18 protein-coding genes and 2 pseudogenes are annotated in these 22,910 nt (G+C 70.4%); 12 read left to right on the forward strand and 8 right to left on the reverse strand.

Going from position 1 to position 22,910, the window contains the following annotated elements:
• The first annotated feature begins 181 nt into the window (after window positions 1-181).
• From rimO to ACF08M_RS31695, 4 genes are all read left to right on the forward strand, one after another.
• Window positions 182-1,666 (forward strand): 30S ribosomal protein S12 methylthiotransferase RimO, encoded by a 1,485-nt coding sequence (gene rimO / locus ACF08M_RS31680; RefSeq protein ID WP_392188702.1) that lies wholly within the window; start codon window positions 182-184, stop codon window positions 1,664-1,666.
• On the forward strand, window positions 1,663-2,436 hold the full coding sequence (pgsA, locus tag ACF08M_RS31685; protein WP_392188703.1) for a CDP-diacylglycerol--glycerol-3-phosphate 3-phosphatidyltransferase: 774 nt from the start codon (window positions 1,663-1,665) through the stop codon (window positions 2,434-2,436). The genes rimO and pgsA overlap by 4 nt, the downstream gene beginning before the upstream one ends.
• Complete coding sequence (locus ACF08M_RS31690) at window positions 2,433-2,942, forward strand: CinA family protein (RefSeq protein WP_392188704.1); 510 nt, start codon at window positions 2,433-2,435, stop codon at window positions 2,940-2,942. The genes pgsA and ACF08M_RS31690 overlap by 4 nt, the downstream gene beginning before the upstream one ends.
• A 109-nt stretch (window positions 2,943-3,051) precedes the next feature.
• The gene (locus ACF08M_RS31695; protein ID WP_392188705.1) at window positions 3,052-3,435 is read left to right on the forward strand and encodes a helix-turn-helix domain-containing protein; all 384 of its coding nucleotides are present in this window, start codon (window positions 3,052-3,054) and stop codon (window positions 3,433-3,435) included.
• Window positions 3,436-4,210: 775 nt separating this feature from the next.
• Here the strand turns inward: ACF08M_RS31695 and ACF08M_RS31700 are convergent.
• From ACF08M_RS31700 to ACF08M_RS31710, 3 genes are all read right to left on the reverse strand, one after another.
• Window positions 4,211-4,975: an SDR family NAD(P)-dependent oxidoreductase gene (locus tag ACF08M_RS31700; RefSeq protein WP_392188706.1), complete on the reverse strand. Its 765-nt coding sequence runs from the start codon at window positions 4,973-4,975 to the stop codon at window positions 4,211-4,213.
• Window positions 4,976-5,007: 32 nt separating this feature from the next.
• Window positions 5,008-5,811 (reverse strand): DNA-formamidopyrimidine glycosylase family protein, encoded by an 804-nt coding sequence (locus ACF08M_RS31705; RefSeq protein ID WP_392188707.1) that lies wholly within the window; start codon window positions 5,809-5,811, stop codon window positions 5,008-5,010.
• A gap of 201 nt (window positions 5,812-6,012) precedes the next feature.
• Entirely contained in the window at window positions 6,013-10,692 is a 4,680-nt protein-coding gene (locus ACF08M_RS31710) for a DEAD/DEAH box helicase (protein WP_392188708.1), read from the reverse strand.
• A gap of 81 nt (window positions 10,693-10,773) precedes the next feature.
• On the opposite strand from ACF08M_RS31710, the gene ACF08M_RS31715 reads away from it, so the two are divergent.
• Window positions 10,774-11,643 carry an AraC family ligand binding domain-containing protein gene (locus tag ACF08M_RS31715; protein WP_392188709.1) on the forward strand — a complete coding sequence of 290 codons (870 nt, stop codon included), beginning with the start codon at window positions 10,774-10,776 and terminating at the stop codon, window positions 11,641-11,643.
• 451 nt (window positions 11,644-12,094) lie between these two features.
• Here ACF08M_RS31715 and ACF08M_RS31720 read toward each other — a convergent pair whose 3' ends face one another.
• From ACF08M_RS31720 to ACF08M_RS31735, 4 genes are all read right to left on the reverse strand, one after another.
• The gene (locus ACF08M_RS31720; protein WP_392188710.1) at window positions 12,095-12,919 is read right to left on the reverse strand and encodes an SDR family NAD(P)-dependent oxidoreductase; all 825 of its coding nucleotides are present in this window, start codon (window positions 12,917-12,919) and stop codon (window positions 12,095-12,097) included.
• Complete coding sequence (locus ACF08M_RS31725; RefSeq protein ID WP_392188711.1) at window positions 12,916-14,514, reverse strand: long-chain fatty acid--CoA ligase; 1,599 nt, start codon at window positions 14,512-14,514, stop codon at window positions 12,916-12,918. Before ACF08M_RS31725 ends, ACF08M_RS31720 begins: the two co-directional genes overlap by 4 nt.
• Before the next feature lie 117 nt (window positions 14,515-14,631).
• Window positions 14,632-15,711, reverse strand: coding sequence for a 3-keto-5-aminohexanoate cleavage protein (locus ACF08M_RS31730; RefSeq protein WP_392188712.1), 1,080 nt, complete (start codon window positions 15,709-15,711; stop codon window positions 14,632-14,634).
• A 66-nt stretch (window positions 15,712-15,777) separates the two neighbouring features.
• Window positions 15,778-16,170 carry a carboxymuconolactone decarboxylase family protein gene (locus ACF08M_RS31735; RefSeq protein WP_392188713.1) on the reverse strand — a complete coding sequence of 131 codons (393 nt, stop codon included), beginning with the start codon at window positions 16,168-16,170 and terminating at the stop codon, window positions 15,778-15,780.
• Between the two features lie 355 nt (window positions 16,171-16,525).
• Here ACF08M_RS31735 and ACF08M_RS31740 point away from each other — a divergent pair, with 355 nt between their 5' ends.
• From ACF08M_RS31740 to ACF08M_RS31765, 6 genes and pseudogenes are all read left to right on the forward strand, one after another.
• Entirely contained in the window at window positions 16,526-17,551 is a 1,026-nt protein-coding gene (locus ACF08M_RS31740; RefSeq protein ID WP_392188714.1) for an AraC family transcriptional regulator, read from the forward strand.
• Between the two features lie 429 nt (window positions 17,552-17,980).
• Window positions 17,981-18,688: pseudogene (locus tag ACF08M_RS31745) on the forward strand (TauD/TfdA family dioxygenase); the annotation flags it as partial.
• Window positions 18,689-18,770: 82 nt separating this feature from the next.
• A complete protein-coding gene (locus ACF08M_RS31750; RefSeq protein ID WP_392188751.1) occupies window positions 18,771-18,920 on the forward strand; it encodes a hypothetical protein in 150 nt (49 codons plus the stop codon).
• Between the two features lie 184 nt (window positions 18,921-19,104).
• Complete coding sequence (locus ACF08M_RS31755) at window positions 19,105-20,532, forward strand: MFS transporter (protein WP_392188715.1); 1,428 nt, start codon at window positions 19,105-19,107, stop codon at window positions 20,530-20,532.
• Between the two features lie 255 nt (window positions 20,533-20,787).
• Window positions 20,788-21,165 carry an RRQRL motif-containing zinc-binding protein gene (locus ACF08M_RS31760; RefSeq protein ID WP_392188716.1) on the forward strand — a complete coding sequence of 126 codons (378 nt, stop codon included), beginning with the start codon at window positions 20,788-20,790 and terminating at the stop codon, window positions 21,163-21,165.
• Window positions 21,166-21,277: 112 nt separating this feature from the next.
• Window positions 21,278-21,469: pseudogene (locus tag ACF08M_RS31765) on the forward strand (AzlD domain-containing protein); the annotation flags it as partial.
• Between the two features lie 120 nt (window positions 21,470-21,589).
• On the opposite strand, the gene ACF08M_RS31770 reads toward ACF08M_RS31765, so the two are convergent.
• Complete coding sequence (locus tag ACF08M_RS31770; RefSeq protein ID WP_392188717.1) at window positions 21,590-22,504, reverse strand: hypothetical protein; 915 nt, start codon at window positions 22,502-22,504, stop codon at window positions 21,590-21,592.
• A 79-nt stretch (window positions 22,505-22,583) separates the two neighbouring features.
• On the opposite strand from ACF08M_RS31770, the gene ACF08M_RS31775 reads away from it, so the two are divergent.
• Window positions 22,584-22,778 (forward strand): DUF3046 domain-containing protein, encoded by a 195-nt coding sequence (locus ACF08M_RS31775; protein WP_392188718.1) that lies wholly within the window; start codon window positions 22,584-22,586, stop codon window positions 22,776-22,778.
• Window positions 22,779-22,910 lie beyond the last annotated feature (132 nt).

Genomic DNA, 22,910 nt, shown 5'->3' on the forward strand with positions numbered 1-22,910 from the left:
TTTCGAACACCGGGGGGTTGGGGGGGGGGGGGGCCCCGGGCCCCGCTTGTTTTTCGACGCCTCCCCGGCCGGGGGGGGGCGGTCGGAATTACGGCCGGCCCCCCCGCCGCCCTTGTTACTGGGTGTAACGACGGAACCCTGCACGGCAGGGCGGGTGGCGGGACAAAGTAGTCTTGAGCCCATGCCCGAACGCCGTACCGTCGCCCTTGTCACTCTTGGCTGCGCCCGTAACGAGGTGGACTCGGAGGAGCTCGCAGGCCGCTTGGCAGCGGACGGCTGGGATCTCGTCGAGGACGCCTCCGACGCGGATGTCGCCGTAGTCAACACCTGTGGATTCGTCGAGGCCGCCAAGAAGGACTCCGTCGACGCCCTGCTCGAAGCCAATGATCTGAAGGACCACGGCAGAACGCAGGCCGTGGTCGCCGTCGGCTGCATGGCCGAGCGCTACGGCAAGGACCTCGCCGAGGCCCTGCCCGAGGCGGACGGCGTCCTCGGATTCGACGACTACGCCGACATCTCCGACCGCCTCCAGACCATCCTCAACGGCGGCATCCACGCCTCGCACACCCCGCGCGACCGCCGTAAGCTCCTGCCGATCAGCCCGGCACAGCGGCAGGACGCCGCCGTGGCCCTGCCGGGGCACGCACAGGAGGCCGCAGCGGTCCCGGCCCCCGAGGACCTCCCCGAAGGAGTCGCACCGGTCTCCGGGCCGCGTGCGCCGCTGCGCCGGCGGCTCGGCACCAGCCCCGTCGCCTCGGTGAAGCTCGCCTCCGGATGCGACCGCCGCTGCTCCTTCTGCGCCATCCCGTCCTTCCGCGGTTCCTTCATCTCGCGGCGCCCCTCGGACGTGCTGGGGGAGACCCGCTGGCTGGCGGAGCAGGGCGTGAAGGAAGTCATGCTGGTCTCCGAGAACAACACCTCGTACGGCAAGGACCTCGGTGACATCAGGCTGCTGGAGACGCTGCTGCCGGAGCTCGCCGATGTCGAGGGGATCGAGCGGATCCGGGTCAGCTATCTGCAGCCCGCGGAGATGCGGCCGGGCCTCATCGACGTACTGACCTCGACCCCGAAGGTCGCCCCGTACTTCGACCTGTCCTTCCAGCACTCGGCCCCCGGCGTGCTGCGGGCCATGCGCCGCTTCGGTGACACCGACCGATTCCTGGAGCTCCTGGACACCATCCGCGGCAAGGCGCCGCAGGCCGGTGCCCGCTCCAACTTCATTGTGGGCTTCCCCGGCGAGACAGAGGCCGATCTGGCGGAGCTGGAACGCTTCCTCACCGGTGCCCGGCTCGATGCCATCGGCGTCTTCGGCTACTCCGACGAGGAGGGCACCGAGGCGGTCGGCTACGAGAACAAGCTGGACGCCGACGTCATCGCCGAGCGGCTCGCGCACATCTCCCAGCTGGCCGAGGAGCTGACCTCGCAGCGTGCGGAGGAGCGGCTCGGGGAGACCCTTCAGGTACTGGTCGAGTCCGTCGACTCCACCGAGGACGAGCCGCGAGCGGTGGGACGCGCGGCGCACCAGGCCCCCGAGACGGACGGCCAGGTGCTCTTCACCGCACGCGAGGGCCTCGCGCCCGGCCGTATGGTCGAGGCGAAGGTGGTGGGCACCGAGGGAGTGGACCTGGTGGCCGAGTGTTCCGAATTCGTGGAGGCGGCCAGATGACGGGAGTCCCGGCATCCGCGGCAGGCGGATCCGGCGCGACGCCGGTCCGCGGCGGCAAGCTGGGCACTGCGGCCGTCAACCAGGCCAGTCTGTGGAACATCGCCAATCTGCTCACCATGCTGCGACTGGTGCTGGTGCCCGGCTTCGTGCTGTTGCTGCTCTACAACGGCGGGTACGACCCGGTCTGGCGGTCGTTCGCCTGGGCGGCGTTCGCCGTCGCCATGATCACCGACCTGTTCGACGGTCATCTCGCGCGCACGTACAACCTGGTCACCGACTTCGGGAAGATCGCCGACCCGATCGCGGACAAGGCGATCATGGGGGCGGCGCTGATCTGCCTGTCCTATCTGGGTGATCTGCCCTGGTGGGTCACGGGCGTGATCCTCTTCCGCGAGATCGGCATCACCCTGATGCGGTTCTGGGTGATACGGCATGCGGTGATTCCGGCCAGTCGCGGCGGGAAGATGAAGACGCTGGCGCAGGGAACGGCCGTCGGGATGTATGTCCTGGCGCTGACGGGTCCACTCGCCACCCTGCGCTTCTGGGTGATGGCGGTGGCCGTTGTGCTGACGGTCGTCACCGGGCTCGACTACGTGCGCCAGGCCGTCGTGCTGCGGCGCAAAGGACTCGCGGCGGAGAGTGCCGCCACGGCGGTGGCCTCCGGGGTGCCTGAGGGGAATGAGGGGGCTGAGGCGTTGGGGGCTGCCGAGGGCGTAGGGCCCGTTTTGGGGGACTCGGGTGGCCAGGGCTCGACGGAGGCCGAGCGGTGACCGCCGCGGCCCGGGTGCTGGAGCTGCTCGCGGAGCGTGGTGAGACTCTTGCCGTCGCCGAATCGCTGACCGGCGGTCTGGTCGCCGCGGAGCTGACGTCCGTACCAGGTGCCTCGCGTTCCTTCCTCGGGTCCGTGACGGCTTACGCAACGCCCTTGAAGCGGGAACTGCTGGGTGTGGACGGCGCACTGCTGGCGGCCCGCGGTGCGGTCGATCCCGAGGTGGCGCGGCAGATGGCGGCAGGTGCGCGTCGCGCTCTCGGGGCGGACTGGGGTATGGCCACCACGGGAGTCGCCGGCCCGGATCCCCAGGACGGCAAGCCCGTCGGCACGGTCTATGTCGCGGTGGCGGGGCCGGACGGCGCGGAGAATGTGACCGCGTTGCGATTGAACGGCGGGCGTGCGGACATCCGTAGAGAGAGCGTACGGAGCGTGCTCGCCTTGCTCTCCGCCGAACTCGGCAAGAATGCAAGGGCACAGGATACGGAACAGAACGGGGGGAATTGATGTTTGCAGCCCTGAGTGAACACGACATCGCTCCCCGCACGGCCGCGGCGCAAGGCGGTACGGTAGGGCGTGAAGGATGCGGCTACGCGGTCCGAGGAGGGAGCCACCGATGATTCTGCTCCGTCGCCTGCTTGGTGACGTGCTGCGTCGGCAGCGCCAGCGCCAAGGCCGTACTCTGCGCGAAGTCTCCTCGTCCGCCCGAGTCTCGCTCGGCTATCTCTCCGAGGTGGAGCGGGGGCAGAAGGAGGCATCCTCCGAACTGCTCTCCGCCATTTGCGACGCGCTTGACGTACGGATGTCCGAGCTCATGCGTGAAGTGAGCGATGAGCTGTCGTTGGCCGAACTGGCCGAGTCGGCAGCAGCCGGCGAGCCGGTGCCAGTGCCGGTACGCCCCATGCTCAATTCCGTCTCCGTGACGTCGGTGGCAGGTGTGCCGACGGGACGGGTGACCATCAAGGCGCCCGCGGAAGCGGTGGATGTGGTCGCCGCCTGACCCGCGCGGTCCGGTGTGAAGCGGAACCCCGGTTGGCCCCTCAGCGGGTCACCGGGGTTTTCGTATGCCCCCGAGCACTGCTGCGGAGGGGCGCGGTCCGTTCTGGATGCGGCCCGGGAGTGTCTGGGCGAGACTGCGAGTAGGAGGCACCAACCAGGAGGAACACGAGTGGACCGGCACGGTCCGACGTGGCCCGACAACAGCCTGAAGTGTCTCGATGCGGCCTGATGCGGGCCGCACCGGCCTGTACCGGAGCGCCGGGGCGTCTCCGACTCAGATGGAGCCGTGATCCGGAGCAAGCCCGGATCTCCCGGGCGAAGAGCGCACAACGGTCTGCGGCTGCGCACCGCGCGCCGGTGGTGCACCATTGCGCCCTCCCGCCGGGCGAGCGCGCCGGACTAGGTTCGGCCGGAGGAGGCAGCCATGGTACGGCGATGGGTGCCGGCGCTCGTTCTCGGCGGGGTGTGGTGGTGGGCCGTGCTGCGGCTCGTGCTGGAACCGGCCCATGCGGGGCTGGTCGAGGGTGCGGTGGCGGCGGGTGGATGGGGGCTGAGCCTGCTGCCCGTGCATGTGGCCGCGACCGCTGGGTCGACGGGGGCGAGGGGCACGGATATCGACGCGGATGTGGGGGCCGGCGGGGCTGGAAGTGGTCTCTGGGGGTGGGGATCCGGTGTCGGGGCGCGGCTTGCGGCCCGGTGGTCGGAGGGCGTGGTGCGGCGCGTGGGGCAGTGGTGGTCGGATGTGGGGCTGCCGTGTGTCGGCCGGGTCCGGCGAACTACCACGGCATGGCTACGCCGCCATTCGGGCGGAGGATCTGGCCGGTCATGAAGGCCGAGGCATCGGATGCGAGATGGAGCACGGTGTGGGCGACGTCCTCGGGTTCGCCGACCCGGCCGAGCGGGGACATCCGCACCATCGTGGCCTCCGCCCGGTGTTGCTGTTCGGTGTCGTGGCGGGCGGTCATGGGAGTACGGATCCAGCCCGGGGCGATGGCGTTGACGCGAATGGATCGAGGTCCCAGCTCGGCCGCGAGGGTTTTCGTCAGCTGGACGACCGCGGCCTTGGCCGCGCTGTAGCAGAGCAGCCCCGGGTTCGCGGCGTCGACCGCTCCGGAGGCCATGGTGATCAGTGAGCCGGGCGCGCCGCGCGCAATCATGCCGCGGGCCACTTCCTGGCAGGCGTACAGCACGCCCTTGAAATTGACCGAGAGGACGCGGTCGAGATCGTCGTCCGTGGTCTCCAGGACGCTGCTCGTATGCATGATTCCGGCGACGGCGGCCAGGATGTCGAGGTCGCCCGCGGCGGCCACCGCGGTCCTGAGCCGACCGCGGTCGGTGACATCGAGGATGTGGACATGGGAGGTACCGCCCGCTTCGGTGATCAGGTCCCGGGTCTCCCGCAGGCCGTTCTCGTCGAGGTCCGCACAGTGCACGGTGGCGCCCGCCGCCGCGAGGAGGACGGCGCTTGCGCGGCCGATGCCGCCTGCCGCGCCGGTGATGAACGCGGAGCGGCCCGTGAGGTCGTACGCGGTGAGGGGCATGACGGGACGGTACGGCTGGAACTGACGGGTCGTCAACCAGCGTGTGGGCCCGATTGGCAGCGCGGACACCAGTAGGTGGGACGGGCGTCCTGGTCCGCTGTGCGGATGGGCGTGCCGCAGCGCAGGCAGGGGCGGTTGGTCCTGCCGTAGACCCAGAGCCGTTCGTGCGTGCCGTATCCGCGGGCCGCGGTGCCGGTGGTCGTGCGCACCGGGCGGTCGCGGTTGGCTTCGAGAAGCTGCTTGGCCGTGGTGACAAGACGCGCCGCGGTGGAGGGAGCCAGGTCGCCGACGGGAAGCCAGGGGGTGGCACGGGCGAGGAAGCAGAGCTCGGCCTTGTAGATGTTGCCGATTCCGGCCAGGTTGCGCTGGTCCAGGAGGGCTTCGCCGAGGGGGCGGGCTGGGTCGCTGAGCAGATTGCGCAGAGCGGTGTCGGGGTTCCAGCCGGGGCCCAGCAGGTCGGGGCCGAGATGGCCGACCGCCTGCTCCTCGTCCCGGGTGCGAAGGAGTTCGAGGACGGGGAGCCGGTAGCCGACGGCCGTGTGCTCCGGGTTGGCGAGGACCGCACGGATCTGGTGGGCGGGGCCGCCGCGCCAGCGCTCGCCCGGGGCGTAGACGCGCCAGGCGCCGTCCATCCCCAGATGGCTGTGCAGTGTCAGGTCCCCCTCGATACGGGTGAGGAGATGCTTGCCGCGCGAGACGACGTCCAGGACCGCCCGGCCGGTGAGGTCGGCGGTGGCGAACCGGGGGACGCGCAGGTCGGAGCGGGTGAGGACCCGGCCGGCGAGCGCGCTGTGCAGACGTCCGGCGGTCTGCAGGACGGTGTCTCCTTCGGGCATGCCTCCATGATGCGGGGTCGAGCGGGGAGTGAGGCTGACGTGCTGGGCAGGGACGGCGTGCGGTGAGCCTTGTGTGTCGCGCGAGCGCTGTGATCGGTACAGGCGCTCCGTGCGGGCGCTGTGACCGGTACAGGCGCTCCGTGCGGGCGGGATGCCGGGCGCGAGCGCTGTGGTGTGCGACGGGCAGGACGGGACGGTGGTTCAGGCGCGTAGGCGGAGTCCCCGCGGGGTGGCCAGGAATCCGGCCGCCTCCAGCGTGCGGCCGAGTGGGGAGGTCAGGGACGAGGCGCCGTTGGTGCGCTCCACCGTGACCGTGCCCAGTGCTCCCGCGCGGGCGGCTGCCGCCAGTGCCCCGGCTGCCGCGAGGAGTGCCGGGTCCTCCGGGTCGGGGGGCCAGGCCAGCAGTGTTCTGCCGCCGCGCTCCATGTACATCGCCAGCTCGCCGTCGACCAGCACCACCAGGGCGCCGGCCTTGCGGCCCGGCTTGTGAGCGGCGCCGTCCGGCGGCTCGGGCCAGGGCAGTGCCGCGCCGTAGGCGTTGGCCGGGTCCGCCGCGGCGAGGACCAGAGCATGGGGCACGGCGCCCGGTTCCGCACGGTCACGGGCGGTGGCCGTGGCACGCAGCCGGTCGACGGCGCCGTCCATCGCGAACTGCGCCGCTCCCAGGCCCTCCACGACATAGCCGCGCCGCGCCTGTCCGTTGTCCTCGAAGGCGGAGAGGACGCGGTACGCGGCGGAGAAGCCGCCCTCGACGCCCTCCGCCTGGACCGCACCGCGGGTCACCACGCCGTGGCGATCGAGAAGGATACGCGCCAGGGCGTGCGCGCGGTGCGTGGGCTCGGGTTCGGCGGTTGGAAGCAGGGACCAGCGGCCCGAGACGGTGGGCGGGCCGGTGCGGGACGCGGGTCCGGCGGCGGTGAGCGAGCCGTAACGCCCGCGCGGGATGCTCCGCCTGGCGCGGTGGGCGGTCGACCCTGCCGTGCGCCCGGAGCCGAGAAGAGAACGCAGCGGGGCGAGTGTGTCGTTGGTGAGCCGGCCCGACCAGGCCAGGTCCCAGACGGCATCGGCCAGTTGCGGATCGGTGCAGTCCGGATGCGTGGTGGCGCGGACCTGGTCGGCGATCTGCCGGAAGAACAGTCCGTATCCGCCGCTCAGGGTCGTCAGGACGGATTGGTGCAACGCGCTGAGTTCGAGCGGGTGCGGGGGCGGGAGGAGCAGGGGTGCGCTGTCGGCGAGGTAGAGGGACAGCCAGCCGTCCTTGCCGGGCAGGGCACCGGCACCGGCCCAGACGACCTCTCCGGTGGTCGTCAGCTCGTCCAGCAGCGCCGGGGTGTAGCCCGTGACCCGGCCCGGCAGGATCAGCTTCTCCAGGGCCGACGCCGGGACGGGAGCGCCCTGCAACTGCTCGATGGCGCGGGCCAGTCCGTCGATTCCGCGCAGGCTGTTGTGGCCCATGTGCTGCCACTGGGGAAGGAATCCGGCGAGGGCGGCGGGCGGCACCGGTTCCAGCTCGTGGCGGAGCGCGGCGAGGGAGCGGCGGCGCAGCCGGCGCAGCACGGTGGCGTCGCACCACTCCTGGCCGATGCCGGCGGGGTGGAACTCGCCCTGGACGAGCCGGCCGGCGGCGGAGAGCCGTTGCAGCGCGCCGTCCGTGACGGCGGTGCCCAGGCCGAGCCGGCCGGCGGCCTCGGCGGAGGTGAACGGGCCGTGCGTACGGGCGTATCGGGCGAGGAGGTCGCCGAGGGGGTCCTTCACCGGTTCGGTGAACGCCTCGGGGACACCGACCGGAAGGGCGGTGCCCAGGGCGTCGCGCAGCCGTCCCGCGTCCTCGATCGCAGCCCAGTGGTCGGCTCCGCCGATCCGTACCCGGATGGCGCGGCGGGCGGCGGAAAGCTCGGGAGCCCATGGCGGCTGGGCGCCGCGTGCGGCCAACTCCCGGTCGGTGAGCGGGCCGAGGACCCGAAGAAGATCGGCGACCCCTTCGATGTCCTTGATCCGGCGGTCCTCGGTCAGCCACTGGAGCTCCTGCTCCAGCTCGGTCAGGACGTCGGCGTCGAGCAGCTCGCGCAGTTCTGCCTGGCCGAGGAGCTCGGCCAGCAGGTGGGAGTCGAGGGAGAGGGCGGCGGCCCGCCGCTCGGCGAGGGGGGAATCGCCCTCGTAGAGGAACTGGGCGACGTAGCCGAACAGGAGGGAGCGGGCGAAGGGTGAGGGCTCGGGGGTGGTCACCTCGACCAGCCGGACGCGGCGTGCTTCGAGGTCGCCCATGAGTTCCGTGAGTCCGGGTACGTCGAAGACGTCCTGAAGGCACTCGCGGACGGCTTCCAGGACGATCGGGAAGGAACCGAACTCGGAAGCGACCTGGAGCAGTTGTGCGGCGCGCTGACGCTGCTGCCAGAGCGGGGTGCGCTTGCCGGGGCTGCGCCGCGGCAGCAGCAGGGCACGCGCCGCACACTCGCGGAACCGGGAGGCGAACAGGGCCGAACCGCCCACCTGTTCGGTGACGATCCGACTGATCTCGCCCTGGTCGAACGTCACATCCGCGGCGCCGACGGGTGGTTGCTCGCCGTCGTGCACGGGGCCCGGCAGCGGAGTCGGATCCTGGGCGGGGTCCTGTGCCGGATCGAAGTCCAGAAGGTCCGGGCCCAGCAGGTCGGCGTCGGGCAGCCGCAGCACTATGCCGTCGTCGGCATGCATCACCTGGGCGTCCATGCCGTACCGCTCGGCAAGGCGGGCGTTCAGCGCCAGCGCCCACGGGGCGTGTACCTGCGCGCCGAACGGGGAGTGGATGACGACGCGCCAGTCACCCAGTTCGTCACGGAATCGTTCGACGAGGATGGTCCGGTCGTCCGGCACATGACCGCAGGCGCGGCGCTGTTCGTCGATGTACGACAGGGTGTTGTCGGCGGCCCAGGCGTCGAGTCCGGCGGCGAGCAGACGCCCCCGGGCGTCCTCCGGCGGCAGCCCGCCGATCTCGCGGAGGAACGCACCCAGCGCACGCCCCAGCTCCAGTGGGCGGCCCAGCTGGTCGCCCTTCCAGAACGGCAGCCGGCCCGGAACCCCGGGGGCGGGCGACACCAGGACCCGGTCGCGGGTGATGTCCTCGATCCGCCAGGACGTGGTGCCCAGCGTGAAGACGTCGCCGACCCTGGACTCGTACACCATCTCCTCGTCCAGCTCACCGACCCGGCCGCCGCCCTTCCTGGGGTCGGCGCCGGCGAGGAAGACCCCGAAGAGTCCGCGGTCGGGGATTGTCCCGCCGGAGGTGACGGCGAGCCGCTGGGCACCGGGGCGGCCCGTGACCGTACCGGCCACCCGGTCCCAGACCACACGCGGGCGCAGTTCGGCGAAGGCGTCGGACGGATAGCGGCCGGCGAGCATGTCCAGCACGGCGGTGAACGCCGATTCGGGCAGGGAGGCGAAGGGGGCGGCGCGGCGCGTCACGGCCAGCAGGTCATCCACCTGCCAGCTGTCCAGGGCGACCATGGCGACGAGCTGCTGGGCCAGCACGTCCAGGGGGTTCGACGGGATCCGGAGCGCCTCGATGGAGCCCTCGCGCATACGCTCGGTGACCACGGCAGCCTGCACCAGATCGCCCCGGTACTTCGGGAAGACCACGCCGGTGGAGACCGCGCCGACCTGGTGTCCGGCCCGGCCGACCCGTTGCAGCCCGGAAGCGACCGACGGCGGCGACTCCACCTGGACCACCAGGTCGACCGCCCCCATGTCGATGCCCAGCTCCAGACTGGAGGTGGCGACCACGGCCGGCAGCCGCCCGGCCTTGAGGTCCTCCTCGACCTGGGCGCGCTGCTCCTTGGAGACCGAGCCGTGGTGGGCGCGGGCGAGCAGTGCGGGAGCGCCCTTCGCGGCGCCCGACTGGGCCATGATCTCGGCCGGGGAGTGCGCCTCCGGCAGCGCCGGGGCGGTGGCGTGCTCGTCGAACACGGTGCCGGTGGCCCGCTCGTACGCGATCTCGTTGAGGCGGTTGCACAGCCGCTCCGCGAGGCGGCGGGAGTTGGCGAAGACGATCGTGGAGCGATGCTCCTGGATGAGATCGGCGATGCGCTCCTCGACGTGGGGCCAGATCGACGGCTTGTCCGCCTGGCCCGCCTGGTCGGGGTCGGTGGCGGGGGAGCCGCCCAGCTCGCCCAGATCCTCGACCGGCACGACCACCGACAGGTCGAACCGCTTGGTGGACGGCGGCTGGACGATCTCCACCTTCCGCCGTGGTGAGAGGAAGCGCGCCACCTCGTCGACCGGCCGGACCGTCGCCGACAGGCCGATCCGTCGTGCGGGCCGGGGCAGCAGTTCGTCGAGACGCTCCAGCGATACGGCGAGGTGGGCGCCCCGCTTCGTACCCGCCACGGCATGCACTTCGTCGAGAATCACCGTCTCGATGCCGGACAGCGCCTCCCGGGCCGACGAGGTCAGCATCAGGAACAGCGATTCGGGTGTGGTGATCAGGATGTCCGGTGGCCGGGTCGCCATCGAGCGGCGCTCGGCGGGCGGGGTGTCGCCGGAGCGGATGCCCACCCGGACCTCGGGCTCGGGGAGTCCCAGACGCACCGACTCCTGGCGGATGCCGGTCAGGGGCGAGCGGAGGTTGCGTTCGACGTCGACCGCGAGGGCCTTGAGGGGCGAGACGTAGAGCACCCGGCAGCGCTTCTTCGGCTCGGCGGGCGGCGGGACGGACGCGAGTCCGTCCAGTGCGGCGAGGAACGCGGCCAGGGTCTTGCCGGAGCCGGTCGGCGCGACGACCAGTACGTCCGAGCCCTCGCCGATCGCGCGCCAGGCGCCTTCCTGCGCGGCGGTGGGCGCGCGGAAGGCCCCCGCGAACCAGCCGCGGGTCGCGGGGGAGAACGAGTCGAGCGCAGAGCCGGCCATGTCCCCCATCGTGCACCCCGCCACTGACAACGGCTGTGACGGCCGTCGGCGACCGCGTCCGGGAGCTGCGAGAATTCGTCCATGGTGGCCGTACCGGAGGCGGGATCGGGGGAGTGGGCGAGGCGCTGGCAGTACGCGGAGCTGCCCGACCTCGATCTGCTGCGTGCCCGGTACGTGCGTCACACCTTTCCGCGCCACAGCCACGAGGGGTATGTCTTCGGCACCATCACCCACGGGGTGGAGGACGTCGGACTGCCGGGCGGCACCGTCCACGCGGGCCCCGGCGATGTCGTCATGATCGATCCCGAGGTGCCGCACACCGCCCGCGCAGGGGTTCCCGAGGGCTGGGTGTACGCCACGCCGTACCCGTCCGCGCAGGTGGTCAACGACATCGCGGCGGAGACGACGAGTCTGCGCGGCACGGTCGGTTTCACCGAGACCGGCGTCGTGGACCCGTACGCGGCCCGGCTCATCGGCGACGTCCACCGAGCCGCGGAGGAGGGCAGCGCACTCGCCGCCGACACCGTGCTGCGGGTCCTGGTCGCGCGGCTGCTCAGCAGGTACGGAAGCGTGCTGCCCTTCCGCGAGCCCCGCTCGGCGGGTGCGCGGGACGCGGTACGGGCCCGTGCGGTACTGGAGGGCCGGATGGCACGGCCGCCCACTCTGGACGCGCTCGCCGCCGAGCTCGGAACCAGCCCGTTCGCGCTGCTGAGGGCCTTCAAGAAGCAGTACGGGATGCCGCCGCACACCTGGCTCACCGATGCCCGCGTGCGGGCCGCGCGCCGGATGCTCGACGCGGGGACGGCGCCCGCTGTGGCGGCCGTCGACGTCGGATTCACCGATCAGCCGCATTTCAACCGTCACTTCACCCGGATCGTGGGAGTGCCACCCGGCGCGTATCAGCGCGAACGTGCAAGAACGTACAAGACCGGTCGGGATCTGCCCACGTAGCGTTCCGGTCGTGGCAACACAGACAACACAGACAACACAGACAACACAGGCAACCCTTCCAGAAGGCGCCGGTGAGGCACCCGGCGCACCCCACGGCAGCGCGATCGTCCCCGGGGCGCGGCAGAGACGAAGCCGGAGATCGCCGGGGCGGCACCCGGCGCGGTCCTCGATCTGCTGGCGCCGGGTCGACTGCCAGCAGATCAGCCGCTGGTCGATACCTGCGATCTCCATGACGGGCCGGCGGCCGGGCGTCACCTCGCGCGGCTTCCACGCCCACCTGAAGAGCAACGGATCGCCCCTGGGGGGACATCCGGGGGACGCGGGTGCATCGCTCCGGGGGCTTCTGAGGTCAGGTGCGTATCGCCAAGGGGTCTTGCGTGGTGTCGGGTGGGATCCGGGAGGGAGTCGGCAATCCGCCGGGCGGGCCTTCTCGGGCGCCGTGCCAGGCACGTCAGATCAGGAGCCCCCCGTTGGGGCTGATGATCTGGCCTACGAGGTAGTGGTCGTCGCCGGCGAGGTAGAGGGCGAGGGAGGCGTACTCTTCGGGCCGGCCCAGGCGGCCCAACGGGATCATCTGGTGGAGGCTGGCTCGCTGTTCGTCGCTGGAGCGGGCCAGGTATTCCTCGAAGGGCGGGGTCAGGACACCGCCGCAGGCGATGGCGTTGACGTGGATGTTGGCGCCGGCGACGTCGAGGGCGACTGTTTTCGTGAGGCTGACCACGGCGGCTTTGCTGGCTGAGTAACCGGGGCTGTGGGTGCTTGCCGCCGAAGTCCCAGCAACCGACGTGATGTTGATGATCCTGCCGTAGCACTGCGGTTCCATGAACTTCAGGGCTTCGCGGGTGCAGTAGAACGTCCCGTGGACGTTGACGTCCCACCATTTCAGCCAGTCCGTGTCGCTGAGCTCGCTGGTGATGCCGAGCGAGCGGCGGGGCACCGCGGTGGACACGTGGGCATAGTGCCTGTTCCTCCGGTTCTCCTCTGCCGGGGAGTCGGGAACCCTGGCTGCGTTGTTCACGAGGATGTGCACAGTGCCGAAGGTCTCGCCCGCCTGCGTGAACATCTGCGCCACTTGTCGGCTGGAGGAGATGTCACAGTGCAGGGGCAGGCAGTTCCTGTCCAGGTTCCCGATCTCCTCGGCCAGGGATGCCAGCTTCGCGTCCTGGATATCGCAGACGACGAGATCGGCGCCCTCGCGGGCCAGGGTGAGGGCGATGGTGCGGCCGAGGCCCTGCGCCGCCCCCGTGACCACCGCGACTTTGCCCTCCAGCCTCATGCGCTTGTGCCCTTCGTCGACGGCCGGCGATCGGCATGGGCCTGACGCAGCTCGCGTTTGAGGATCTTGCCGGTGGCGTTCATGGGCAGGGCGTCCCGGAACTCCACGAGGCGCGGGTACTTGTAGCCGGCCATGGCCGATCGGGACCAGTCGACGAGGTCCTGCTCGGTGACGTCGGCGCCAGGGACGGGGACGACGAACGCCTTGATCTCCTCTCCGTGGCGGTCATGGGGTATTCCGACGACGGCGACGGTGCTGACGGCCGGGTGGGAGTGCAGGATCTCTTCGACCTCGCGGGGGTAGACGTTGTAACCACCCCGGATGATGAGGTCCTTGGCGCGGTCGACGATGTAGAGCCACCCGTCCTCGTCGGAGGAGGCGAGGTCGCCGGTGCGGAACCAGCCGTCGCGGGTCACTTCCTCGGTGGCTTCCGGGCGGTGGTGGTAGCCCTTCATGACGTTGTGTCCGCGCACGGCGATCTCGCCGACCTCGCCGGGGCCGACAGGTGTCCAGTCGGGCGCGAGCAGGGCGACCTCCACACCCCACACCGGTGTGCCGATCGAGCCGGGTCTGGCTTCGGCCCCGAGCGGGGTGCAGGTGGCGACAGGGCTTGTCTCGGAGAGTCCGTACGCCTCGCGGATCGTCACCTCGAAGGTGCGGCGGAACCGCCGGTGGATCTCCACCGGAAGCGCCGCGCCGCCCGAGACGGCGATCCGCAGACTCTTCGCGGCGGCGGGCAGGTCGAGGTCCGCGGTGTCCGGGCCGAGCAGTGCCCAGTACATCGTGGGAACGCCGGCGAAGAACGTGACCGCGTGCCGCTGCATCAGGTCGAGCGCGACGCGGGCGTCGAAGCGCGGCATCAGGACGAGGGTCGCGCGGGCGGCCAGGCCGGCGTTCATCTGGACGGTCTGGCCGAAGGAGTGGAAGAGCGGCAGGGTGACCAGGTGCACGTCGTGCGGGGCCTCGCCGAAGATCTTGTGGCAGGTCAGGGCGTTGAGCGCCATGTTGGCGTGGGTCAGTTCCGCGCCCTTGGGCCGGCCGGTCGTCCCGGAGGTGTACAGGACGACGGCGGTGTCACCGGGTTCGGTGACACGGGTGGCGAACCGTGTGCTGTGGCCGGCGGCCGCGCCGGAGAGGCGTTCGGCCCCGGGGACAGGAGTGGGCGCCGGGGACGGCCCGGTCGGGTCGTCGGCGATGAGGAAGAAGTGTTCGCACGTCTCGCTCTCCTCGAACCCTGCCCAGCCCTCGCGGCCAACCGGCAGCTGAGTGGAGCCTTCGTGGCAGAGGTAGGCCCGGGCACCGGAGTCGCCGAGGTGGTAGGCGATCTCGCGGCTCTTGAGCAGCACGTTGAGCGGCACGACGACGGCGCCGGCCTTGAGGATGCCGTAGTACGCGATCGGGAACTGGGCCGTGTTCGGACAGGAGAGCGCGACTTTGTCGCCCGGCGAGATGCCACGGGCGACCAGCAGGTTGGCGATCTGACTGGCCGCGGCGTCCAGTTGGGCGTAGCTGAGTTTCTGTTCGCCCGTGATGACGGCAACGCGGTCGGGCACGGCCGAGGCGCTGTCCTCGAGCATGACGGCGAGATTGAGCATCAAGGTCTCCGGGTCTACTGATGCGTCCGGGCCGTCGGCGGGCGCCGCTCGGCGATCGGGGGAGAGGGCCGCCGTGCCAGGCCGACGGCAGCAGCCGGCCAGGCACAGCGGCGCAGTTCACACGAGGGCGGGGACGCCCTGGGGAGCCGGGTGGCGCATCGGGACACCGCGCTCGCCGGGGCGCCGGTTCGGCGGAAGCCCCAGGTACTCCAGGGTCTCGTCGGCCGTGGACCAGTGCTCGCCGATCCGGTAGAGCCGCTTCGCCTCCTCTGGGGTGGCCACGTCCCGGCCGAGCTCATCGGCGATGCGCACGAGCTGCTCCACCTGCTGGACGGAGGTGATGCGTTCCTTGCGGGGCGACCACAGGTTGTCCTCGATGCCGACCCGCACGTGCAGCCCGAGAGCGATCGCGATGGTGTTCATGGGCAGCGTCGACCGCATGATGCTCTCGACGGTGAGCACGGCGCCGTCGGGTGTGCGGCGGGCGAACTCGAGCAGGTCGGCGGGGTGGGTACCGGAGGCGCCACCTCCTATGCCGACGTAGTTGAGGACCAGGGGGCCTGTGTAGTGGCCCCGGCGGATCAGCCGTTCCACGGTCTCCAGCTGCGCGATGGTGGCGAGCATGAAGTGCGGCTGGATGCCGTTGGCCGTGAGCCGCTTGAGGTGTTCGAGGTAGAAATCGGGGCCGGCCGGGATGACCATGTCGCGGTAGGCCCGGTAGATCTGCGGGTTCTCGAACGAGGTGCCCGCGTAGTCGTCCTCGGACATCATCTCGACGATGTTCATCTGGTTGGTGTTGATGGCGATCGTGACCTGGTCGGGCCGGGGCTGCAGCTCGGCCAGCAGGTGACGGGTGTCGTTGTCGAGCCACTTGGCTTCCTCGCCGGTGTTCTCGGGGGCGAAGGAGATGGATCCGCCGACCTGGAGGGTCATCTGCGGCACGGCCTCGCGCAGCCGGCCCATCATCTCGTTGAACATCGACATCCGCTTGGAGCCGTGGCCGTCCAGCTCGCGCACGTGGATGTGCAGGACCTGGGCACCGGCGTTGTAGCAGTCCACGGCCTTCTGGACCTGCTCGTCCATGGTGACCGGGATGTCGTCCGAGTCGCCGGGCAGCCACTCCGGGCCGTAGGGGGCGACCTGGATCACCAGCTTCTGCTGGTTCTCCGGCAGCAGCGAGTCGTCGAGGAAGTGCATGTCGAACTCCAGGGTGTAGTGAGTGCGAAAGCGGGGCGGCGCCTGCGCCGAGGCTGCCGGGGTGATTCAGGTGTGGTCGGGGTGCTGCCCGCGGCGTTCGAGCTCGTCGAGCAGGATCGGGACGCCGACGTTGCACGCGTGGATGCCCAGTACGGCGGAGAGTTTGAGGACCTCGAGGACCTCTTCGCGGGTGGCACCGAGCTCGAGCGCCATCCGGATGTGGCGACGGACGCCGGGGGCGTACATGTGCGTGGCGGCCGCGTCCACGGCGATGCACAGCAGCTCGACGACCTTGGGTTCGAGGATCCCGCTCTGGTAGGGCTGCATGGCCATGGTCATGAACTGCTCGGTCCAGGCCGGGTCCAGTTCCTGCAGGCCGTCCCAGAGCGGGTTCCAGGAGCCGCGCTCCTTCATCCCGTCGACGACCGGGGTGGCGACACTCTTGATCTCGGTGCTCATCGGTTCAACTCCATCTCTGGGAGGTCCGGAATCCCCGCCGATGTACAGGCGGCCGCCGGGCGAGGCCCGGATCGCGCTGACCGCATCCGGGATGTGACAAGCAGACCGCCGGTGCGGCGACGGGAACGGGAAGGGCGGCCGGTCCGCCGGACACCCGTCGGGCGTCGCCTCGCCACAGGGACCCACCCGGGCCGTCAGGTCACCAGGTGGCCTGACGGGACGGCGTCTGCGCGTCCCTTCGTCATCCCGTCCGCCGTCCGCGCCGGACCGGATACGTGGAGCCTAGACACGTCCCGCCCGTGATGCTTGGCTCTGTGTGGCCGAAAATTTTGCATTCTGTGGCCCGGAGGTTCGCGTGAAGCTGCTTGTCCGTAACGCCGCGCTGAACGGCTATATGGAGATCACCCGTTACCTGGGCGCCGATCCTTCGCCGCTGCTGCGGTCGGTGGGTCTCGACACCGCAGACCTCGCCGTACCCGGCAAGTGGGTCCCCGCGGATGCCGTCGCGCACCTGCTGGAGAACACCGCCGACGCGACCGGCAAGGAGGACTTCGGCCTGAGAATCGCCGAGGGCCGGCGCTTCTCCAACCTGGGCCCCGTCAGCCTGGCCGCACGCGACGAACCCGACGTGCGCGGCGCACTGACACTGATCATGCGCTACATGCACCTGCACAACGAGGCGCTGCGCCTGAAGCTGTCCGAGGACGACGGTCTCGCCACCGTCGAACTGCACATCCTCCCCGGGGTCACCGGCGAACGCCGTCAGGCCACCGAACTGAACATCGGCGCCCTGCACTGCATCATCGCGAGCCTCGTCGGCCCCGGTTGGAAACCGGTCACCGTCTGCTTCACCCACCGAGCCCCGGCCGACCCGGCCACCCATCACCGGGTACTGGGACCATCGGTCCACTTCGGCGAACAGTTCAACGGCATCATCTTCTACTCGGACAACCTCGCCCGCCCCAACACCCTCTCCGACCCGCTCCTGAGGCCCTACACAAGGCAGTACCTGGAAGGGATCGCCTCCCCGCGCCCGGACGCCGACGTCGACCGCATCCGTGACCTCATCGAGGCGCTGCTACCGACCGGGCGCTGTTCCCTTCAGCAGATCGCGCACAGCCTCGGCGTCGACCGTAAGACCGTGCACCGCTACCTCGCCCGGTCCAATCAGACGTTCTCCTCCGTCCTCAACTCCGCCCGCGTACAACTGGCCCAGCAGTACGTCGGACACCAGAGCCGCCCCCTGACTCAGGTTGCCGAACTGCTCGGCTTCGCCGCGCTCAGCACCTTCTCCCGCTGGTTCCGCAAAGAGTTCGGCACCAGTCCCAGGGCCTGGAGGGCCGCACGCCGGCAGCACGAGGCCAAGAGCCCGACGCCGTAGCCGCGCCGGACCTCCGGTGGCCCTGCCCCGCGGCACTGCCCCGAGGACGGAGAGATCACGCCACGAAAAGCCAAGTCATAGGCCACATCTGGTCAAGTATTCGGCAGGGCTGTTCCCTACCATTGCGCTACCGCACGGCCAAGAGGCCACCACACACGCTGGGCCGGACGGACGGCACGGCGCCAACTCGCCTAGCGCCGGAGGCGGCATCACCTCTGGTTCCCGGCCCCTTCCGACACCTGCTGCAGCAACCCCCTCTCCCGCTCGACCCGGCGCGTCCCGACATACGCGCAGGGCCCGCCGGCCGGGCCGGATCCGGCCACCTGCCCCGCACGGGTGCCACCGCACCGCGGCCGCAGGTGCGCGCGGTGCGGCACGTCCCTGAACCGACCTGGACCACTCGATCTTCGCGTGGAGGCCACTATGGCAATGAACAAGATCGACAGGCTCCGCGAACCGTATCTGTCGCCCGCGGCCTGGAAAGGCTCGGACCTCGCAGGGTCCCAGGCATGGATCCACCGGCTGTCCGCCGCGCACGTGGAAGAACTCGAACGCGCCCTGGCACGGGTGCAAGGGAACGTCCCCCTGCTGAAGGTCGGCCGGGAGGACTTCCCGCTGCCCACCCTGGCAACCGAGCTGGCACGCATGGCCGACGAACTGGAGAACGGCCGGGGATTCGCCGTCCTGCGTGGGCTGCCGGTCGAGAAGTACAGCAACGCGCAGGCGAGCCTCATCTACTGGGGCATCGGCCAGCACCTGGGCATCCCCGTGTCACAGAACGCGGACGGCCACCTGCTCGGCCACGTCCGCGACACCGGGCGCACCACGGCCGATCCCGCCACCCGCGGCTACCAGACCGCCATGCGACTGCCCTACCACACAGACGGATCCGACCTCGTGGGCCTGCTCTGCCTCAGGCCGGCCCGCTCGGGTGGACTCAGCAGCATCATCAGCTCGGCCGCGCTCCACAACGCACTGCTCGCACGGTGCCCGGACCTGGTCGAGTGCATGTACCGCCCCTACCACTTCGACCGGCGCGAGGAGCAGAGCCCGGGAGAAGCTCCCTACTACACGGTGCCGTTGGCGTGCTGGTGGGAGAACAAGCTCAGCGTGCGCTACGTACGCGGCCACATCGAGTCGGCCCAACGGTTCCCCGACGTTCCCCGACGTTCCCCGCCTCGACCCCGACGACCGCGAGCTGTTCGACGAGATCGATGCGCTGACGCAGTCTCAGAAACTGTGTCACGACGTCGACTTCAACTTGGGCGACATGCAGTTCCTCAACAACTACGCCATCCTGCACTCACGCACCGCGTACGAGGACTTCGCCCCCCCGCGCACAAGCGCCATCTCCTTCGCCTGTGGCTGACCGCGCACAACGGCAGGGACCTGCCCCCGTGGTTCCTGCGCGACGGGACACGGTCCGGCGCCGGCCGCGGTGGCATCCCGCCCCGGGATCACGTCACCCGCTGAACGCCGGCGTACCCCACGCCGATGCCCCACACCGCTCACACCCCATGCCGGCCGAGCCGCTCCGGAGAAGGACTCACCCCATGACACCGGCCATACCCAGCCCCGAGCACGGTTCCGTGGCGAACCGCCTCGAGCGCCTGCCCTTCTGCGGCTGGCACCGAACCCTGTGCGCCCTGCTCGTCGGCGCGTTCATGTTCGAGTTCATCGACCTCTACACCTTTGCCTTCAGCGCCCCCGCCCTCGTCGTGCACCTGGGATTCACGGTGCCTGACATCGGCACCATCACGGCCGCCGCGGGCATCGGGGCCTTCGTCGGAGCCTTCGTCGGCGGCTGGGCGGCCGGCCGGATCGGCCGCAAGCCGACCCTCGTCGCCTGCTTGGTGATGTTCTCCGTGCCGTCCCTGCTCAACGCACTCGTCTCGACGCCCGAGTGGTTCATCGTCCTACGGTTCTTCACCGGAATCGGCTACCAGGGAACCACCGTCGTCGGAGGGATCCTGCTCTCCGAACTCGTGCCGGGCCACGTGCGTGGCCGTGCCTTCGCCTGGGTGAATGCCATAGGGGGACTGGGGCCGGCGCTCCTCGCCTGGCTCGCATTCGCCGTGGTCCCCCAGTTCACCTGGGGCTGGCGCGTCCTGTACCTCGTCGGCGGCCTGGGACTGCTCCTGGTCGTCCCCTTCCTGCGACGACTGCCCGAATCACCACGGTGGCTCGAATCCCGGGGCGCCACGGACCGGGCCCGGGCCACGACCGCACAGATCGAAGCAGCGGTGCGTACCGAAGGGCACATCATCCCGGAGGGGATCGTCACCGCTCACACCGAGCCGTACGAGGGCACGACGACGGGGCAACCGAACGGACTCGGTGCCCTCTTCCGGCAGGGTTTCGGACGGCAGTTCGCCGTCACCTGCGCCCTGTGGACCCTCGGTGTGGTCGGATACTTCGGGTTCACGGCCTGGCTGTCCACCCTGCTGAAGCTCAAGGGCTACACCATCAGTGAGGGAGCCTTTATCACCGCCGTCATCACCACGGTCGGCATGATCGGACTCCTTGCCAGCACCGTCGTGACCGACCGATGGCAGCGCAGGTACAGCCTCGCCGTCATCTCGACGGTGCTGGGCGTCACCGCGCTCCTGTTCACCACCAGCGATTCCACCGTGATCGTCCTGGGACTCGGCTGTGTCCTGCAGGTTCTCTATCAGATGACCGTGCCGCTGACCCAGGCGTACTCGGCCGAGGTGTTCCCCACCCGGTTCCGGGCGATCGGCTCGGGATGGGCCAGCTCGTCGGGTCGGCTCGGCAGCATCCTCGGCACCTTCGCCATCACCGCGATCCTCGGCGCACTCGGCATCTCCGCGGTGTTCTACTTCATCGCTGTCGTCATGCTCGTCCTTGCGCTGACGATGGCAGTCTTCGGCCAGTCGACCACCGGCTCCCTCGAGGAGAACACCGAACAGAGTCCGGCGAACAGTCCGGACAGCACGTCCTCACTCACCGACGTGGCCTAAACGGCGCCACGACCATGTGGCTGGCGGGACTCAATCTCCCGGACACGCTCTGTCCTGCCGGTCACCGCAGCGTGTGCGCCTCCTGTCGCTCATCCCACAGCGCATCAGCCAGTTTTGCGGCGGCGTCATGACAGCCCGCGGCGATCTGATCCCCGAGCCAAGCCCACGTGTTCGTGTCCGGTGCGAGTTGACCATGCCCTTGCGCTGTTGGAGGACCACTTCCTCCGGCACCGTGCGGTTGGCCGGCCGCGGGACTTGCCGCGCCACGCACGTCATGCCGGGCGCCTGGTCACCCGGCGGCAGCTACGCGAGCGCGGACTGAGCCCCGGTGGGCACGGCCCGGTCGCGGTCCTGCGCTGCAAGGGCTGCTCTTACCGCCCCGGCAAGGCGCGCATCCATCTCACCCGGGCCTGGCTCTACAGCCTGGATTTCGCCCGCCCGAAGCGGGTGCCGACGTTGGCGCAAGAAGCGGCGCTGGATCGGGCAATGGCCGCGAGGTCCACGTGCCCGCAGTGCCGCCGGAGGTACTACTTCCGCCTCCCATTGCGCACCCAGGGCGTCTGCGACCCCTGCGACCCCTGCGACGAGGGCTACGAGCCCAGCCCAGACACCTACATGGCGTCCACGGCCTGAGGCTGTTCACCCGCCGCCCCGCCGTGCAGGTCCCGACCCCGGCGACACCGGCCGGGGTCGGGACCGCCGGGTGGCCGCGCATCGGTAAAGGGCCGGCCACCCCGCTCCCTCACCCGTGGCGCTCCTGGCCGTCCTCACCGCACAGCAGACGTTCGGCGACGGGCATCACCTGATGCTGGACGCCAGGGACGCGGGGCTTGCCGCGGCGGCCCTGGCACTGGTCCTGCGCGCGCCCTTCCTCGTGGTCGTAGGGGCCGCCGTGGCCGTCACCGCGGGCGTACGTGCCCTCGGCTGGGCGCTCTGACGAGACATTTCGGCAAGTCATCCCGGTGAGAGGCCCGGTCCAGAGCGCCCGGTTCATGAGTTCCCCGCCGACGGCCGGCACACCGTGGCCGAGGAGCAGCGGTTCGGCGTCGGCCCGGTCTCAGCCGAGGCTGCGTCCGTGGGCCCGTAACGTCAGGAGCGCCTTGAGCGTCACGATGGGCCGCCCCTCCAGAGCCGTCCCCGGCGCCCACTGCCGCCAGTTCACCGGCCAGCCGCCGTCCGCCTGCTGCTCCGCCGCGAGGTGGTCGAGCGAACGGGCCAGTTCTTCGTCGGTGAACCAGCCGCGGGCGAGCGACTCGGGGGTACGGGCGTAGTCGTACGGGAAATGCTGCTCGCCCGGTGCGTATCCGGCCGCCACCGGGTAGTCCGCGCGCCGCTCCGGATCCAGTACGGCGAGCCGCTGTTCCCGCACCAGCCGCCCGAGCCGGTCGGCCGACGCCTCGGCGCGGGCCCGGTCGGGGACGCCGTCCAGAAAGGCGAGCGCCGCCTCGATCTCGTACGGATGCGACCGGTCCAGGGCTTCGACCGCCGCCCAGCAGAAGTCGGTCGCCCGGAACAGCCAGGCATGCCACACCGCATTGCGGTGCAGGAGCCCGACGACCGGGCCGGTGGCCAGCAGTTCCGCGGGCGGGTCGTCGACGATCGGGATGAACGGCGCGGCCGGATAGCCGCGCTGCGACGGCAGGAGAGCGGGCAGCGCCCCCTCCTTGGTGGACACCTCGGTCAGGAAGCGGCAGATCCGCTCCACCCGTGGCCCGTCGCAGCGGCCGATGGAATCGAGGACATTGAGCGCGTGGGCGGTGTGCAGTGGCTGACTGACGGGGCCACGCAGATCGGGTTCGAGCGCGTGCCCGTATCCGCCGTCCTCGTTCAGATAGGCGGCGAGTGCGGTCTCCACGGCGTCCGTACTTCCTTTCAGGAAGTGATGGGCGAACCGCCGCTGTTCCAGTACACGGGCCGTGAGCCAGAGGAACTGCTCAGCACGGTCGAGGGGATTTGTTCCGGTTTCAGCCATGGACCGACCGTAGGGCGGTAAGCGCTCTCGGCAGGGCGTAGTGGCCCGGCTGCACCCTCAGGAGCGGGATACTGAGGTCATGCGGTTGACGATATTCTGGGAACGGATGGCTGACCACTTCGGCGCGGGGTACGCCGATTCCTTTGCGCGTGACCATGTGATGGCCGAGCTCGGCGGGCGGACGGTGCACCAGGCGCTGGCTGCCGGCTGGGACGCCAAGGACGTCTGGCGAGGTGTCTGCGCGGCGGTCGACGTCCCCGCCGACAAGCGCTGATTCCCGGCTCGTCGGCGACCGGACCTGTGATGTTGTCCGGGGTGGGCAGCTGTTTGGCATAGCTGTAGGCGAGACTGGGTCCGTGCCACCGACAGACGAGACAGCCCAGCCCCAGACACCGTTCTCCCCGCC

The sequence above is a fragment of the Streptomyces sp. NPDC015032 genome (assembly GCF_043080425.1).
Classification (GTDB): domain Bacteria; phylum Actinomycetota; class Actinomycetes; order Streptomycetales; family Streptomycetaceae; genus Streptomyces.

Excerpts from the sequence above, each read along its gene's own strand:
- rimO (WP_392188702.1), top strand. The coding sequence starts at position 182 with ATGCCCGAACGCCGTACCGTCGCCCTTGTCACTCTTGGCTGCGCCCGT.
- pgsA (WP_392188703.1), top strand. The coding sequence starts at position 1,663 with ATGACGGGAGTCCCGGCATCCGCGGCAGGCGGATCCGGCGCGACGCCG.
- ACF08M_RS31695 (WP_392188705.1), top strand. The coding sequence starts at position 3,052 with ATGATTCTGCTCCGTCGCCTGCTTGGTGACGTGCTGCGTCGGCAGCGC.
- ACF08M_RS31700 (WP_392188706.1), bottom strand. The coding sequence starts at position 4,975 with ATGCCCCTCACCGCGTACGACCTCACGGGCCGCTCCGCGTTCATCACC.
- ACF08M_RS31705 (WP_392188707.1), bottom strand. The coding sequence starts at position 5,811 with ATGCCCGAAGGAGACACCGTCCTGCAGACCGCCGGACGTCTGCACAGC.
- ACF08M_RS31710 (WP_392188708.1), bottom strand. The coding sequence starts at position 10,692 with ATGGCCGGCTCTGCGCTCGACTCGTTCTCCCCCGCGACCCGCGGCTGG.
- ACF08M_RS31715 (WP_392188709.1), top strand. The coding sequence starts at position 10,774 with ATGGTGGCCGTACCGGAGGCGGGATCGGGGGAGTGGGCGAGGCGCTGG.
- ACF08M_RS31720 (WP_392188710.1), bottom strand. The coding sequence starts at position 12,919 with ATGAGGCTGGAGGGCAAAGTCGCGGTGGTCACGGGGGCGGCGCAGGGC.
- ACF08M_RS31725 (WP_392188711.1), bottom strand. The coding sequence starts at position 14,514 with ATGCTCAATCTCGCCGTCATGCTCGAGGACAGCGCCTCGGCCGTGCCC.
- ACF08M_RS31730 (WP_392188712.1), bottom strand. The coding sequence starts at position 15,711 with ATGCACTTCCTCGACGACTCGCTGCTGCCGGAGAACCAGCAGAAGCTG.
- ACF08M_RS31735 (WP_392188713.1), bottom strand. The coding sequence starts at position 16,170 with ATGAGCACCGAGATCAAGAGTGTCGCCACCCCGGTCGTCGACGGGATG.
- ACF08M_RS31755 (WP_392188715.1), top strand. The coding sequence starts at position 19,105 with ATGACACCGGCCATACCCAGCCCCGAGCACGGTTCCGTGGCGAACCGC.
- ACF08M_RS31770 (WP_392188717.1), bottom strand. The coding sequence starts at position 22,504 with ATGGCTGAAACCGGAACAAATCCCCTCGACCGTGCTGAGCAGTTCCTC.
- ACF08M_RS31775 (WP_392188718.1), top strand. The coding sequence starts at position 22,584 with ATGCGGTTGACGATATTCTGGGAACGGATGGCTGACCACTTCGGCGCG.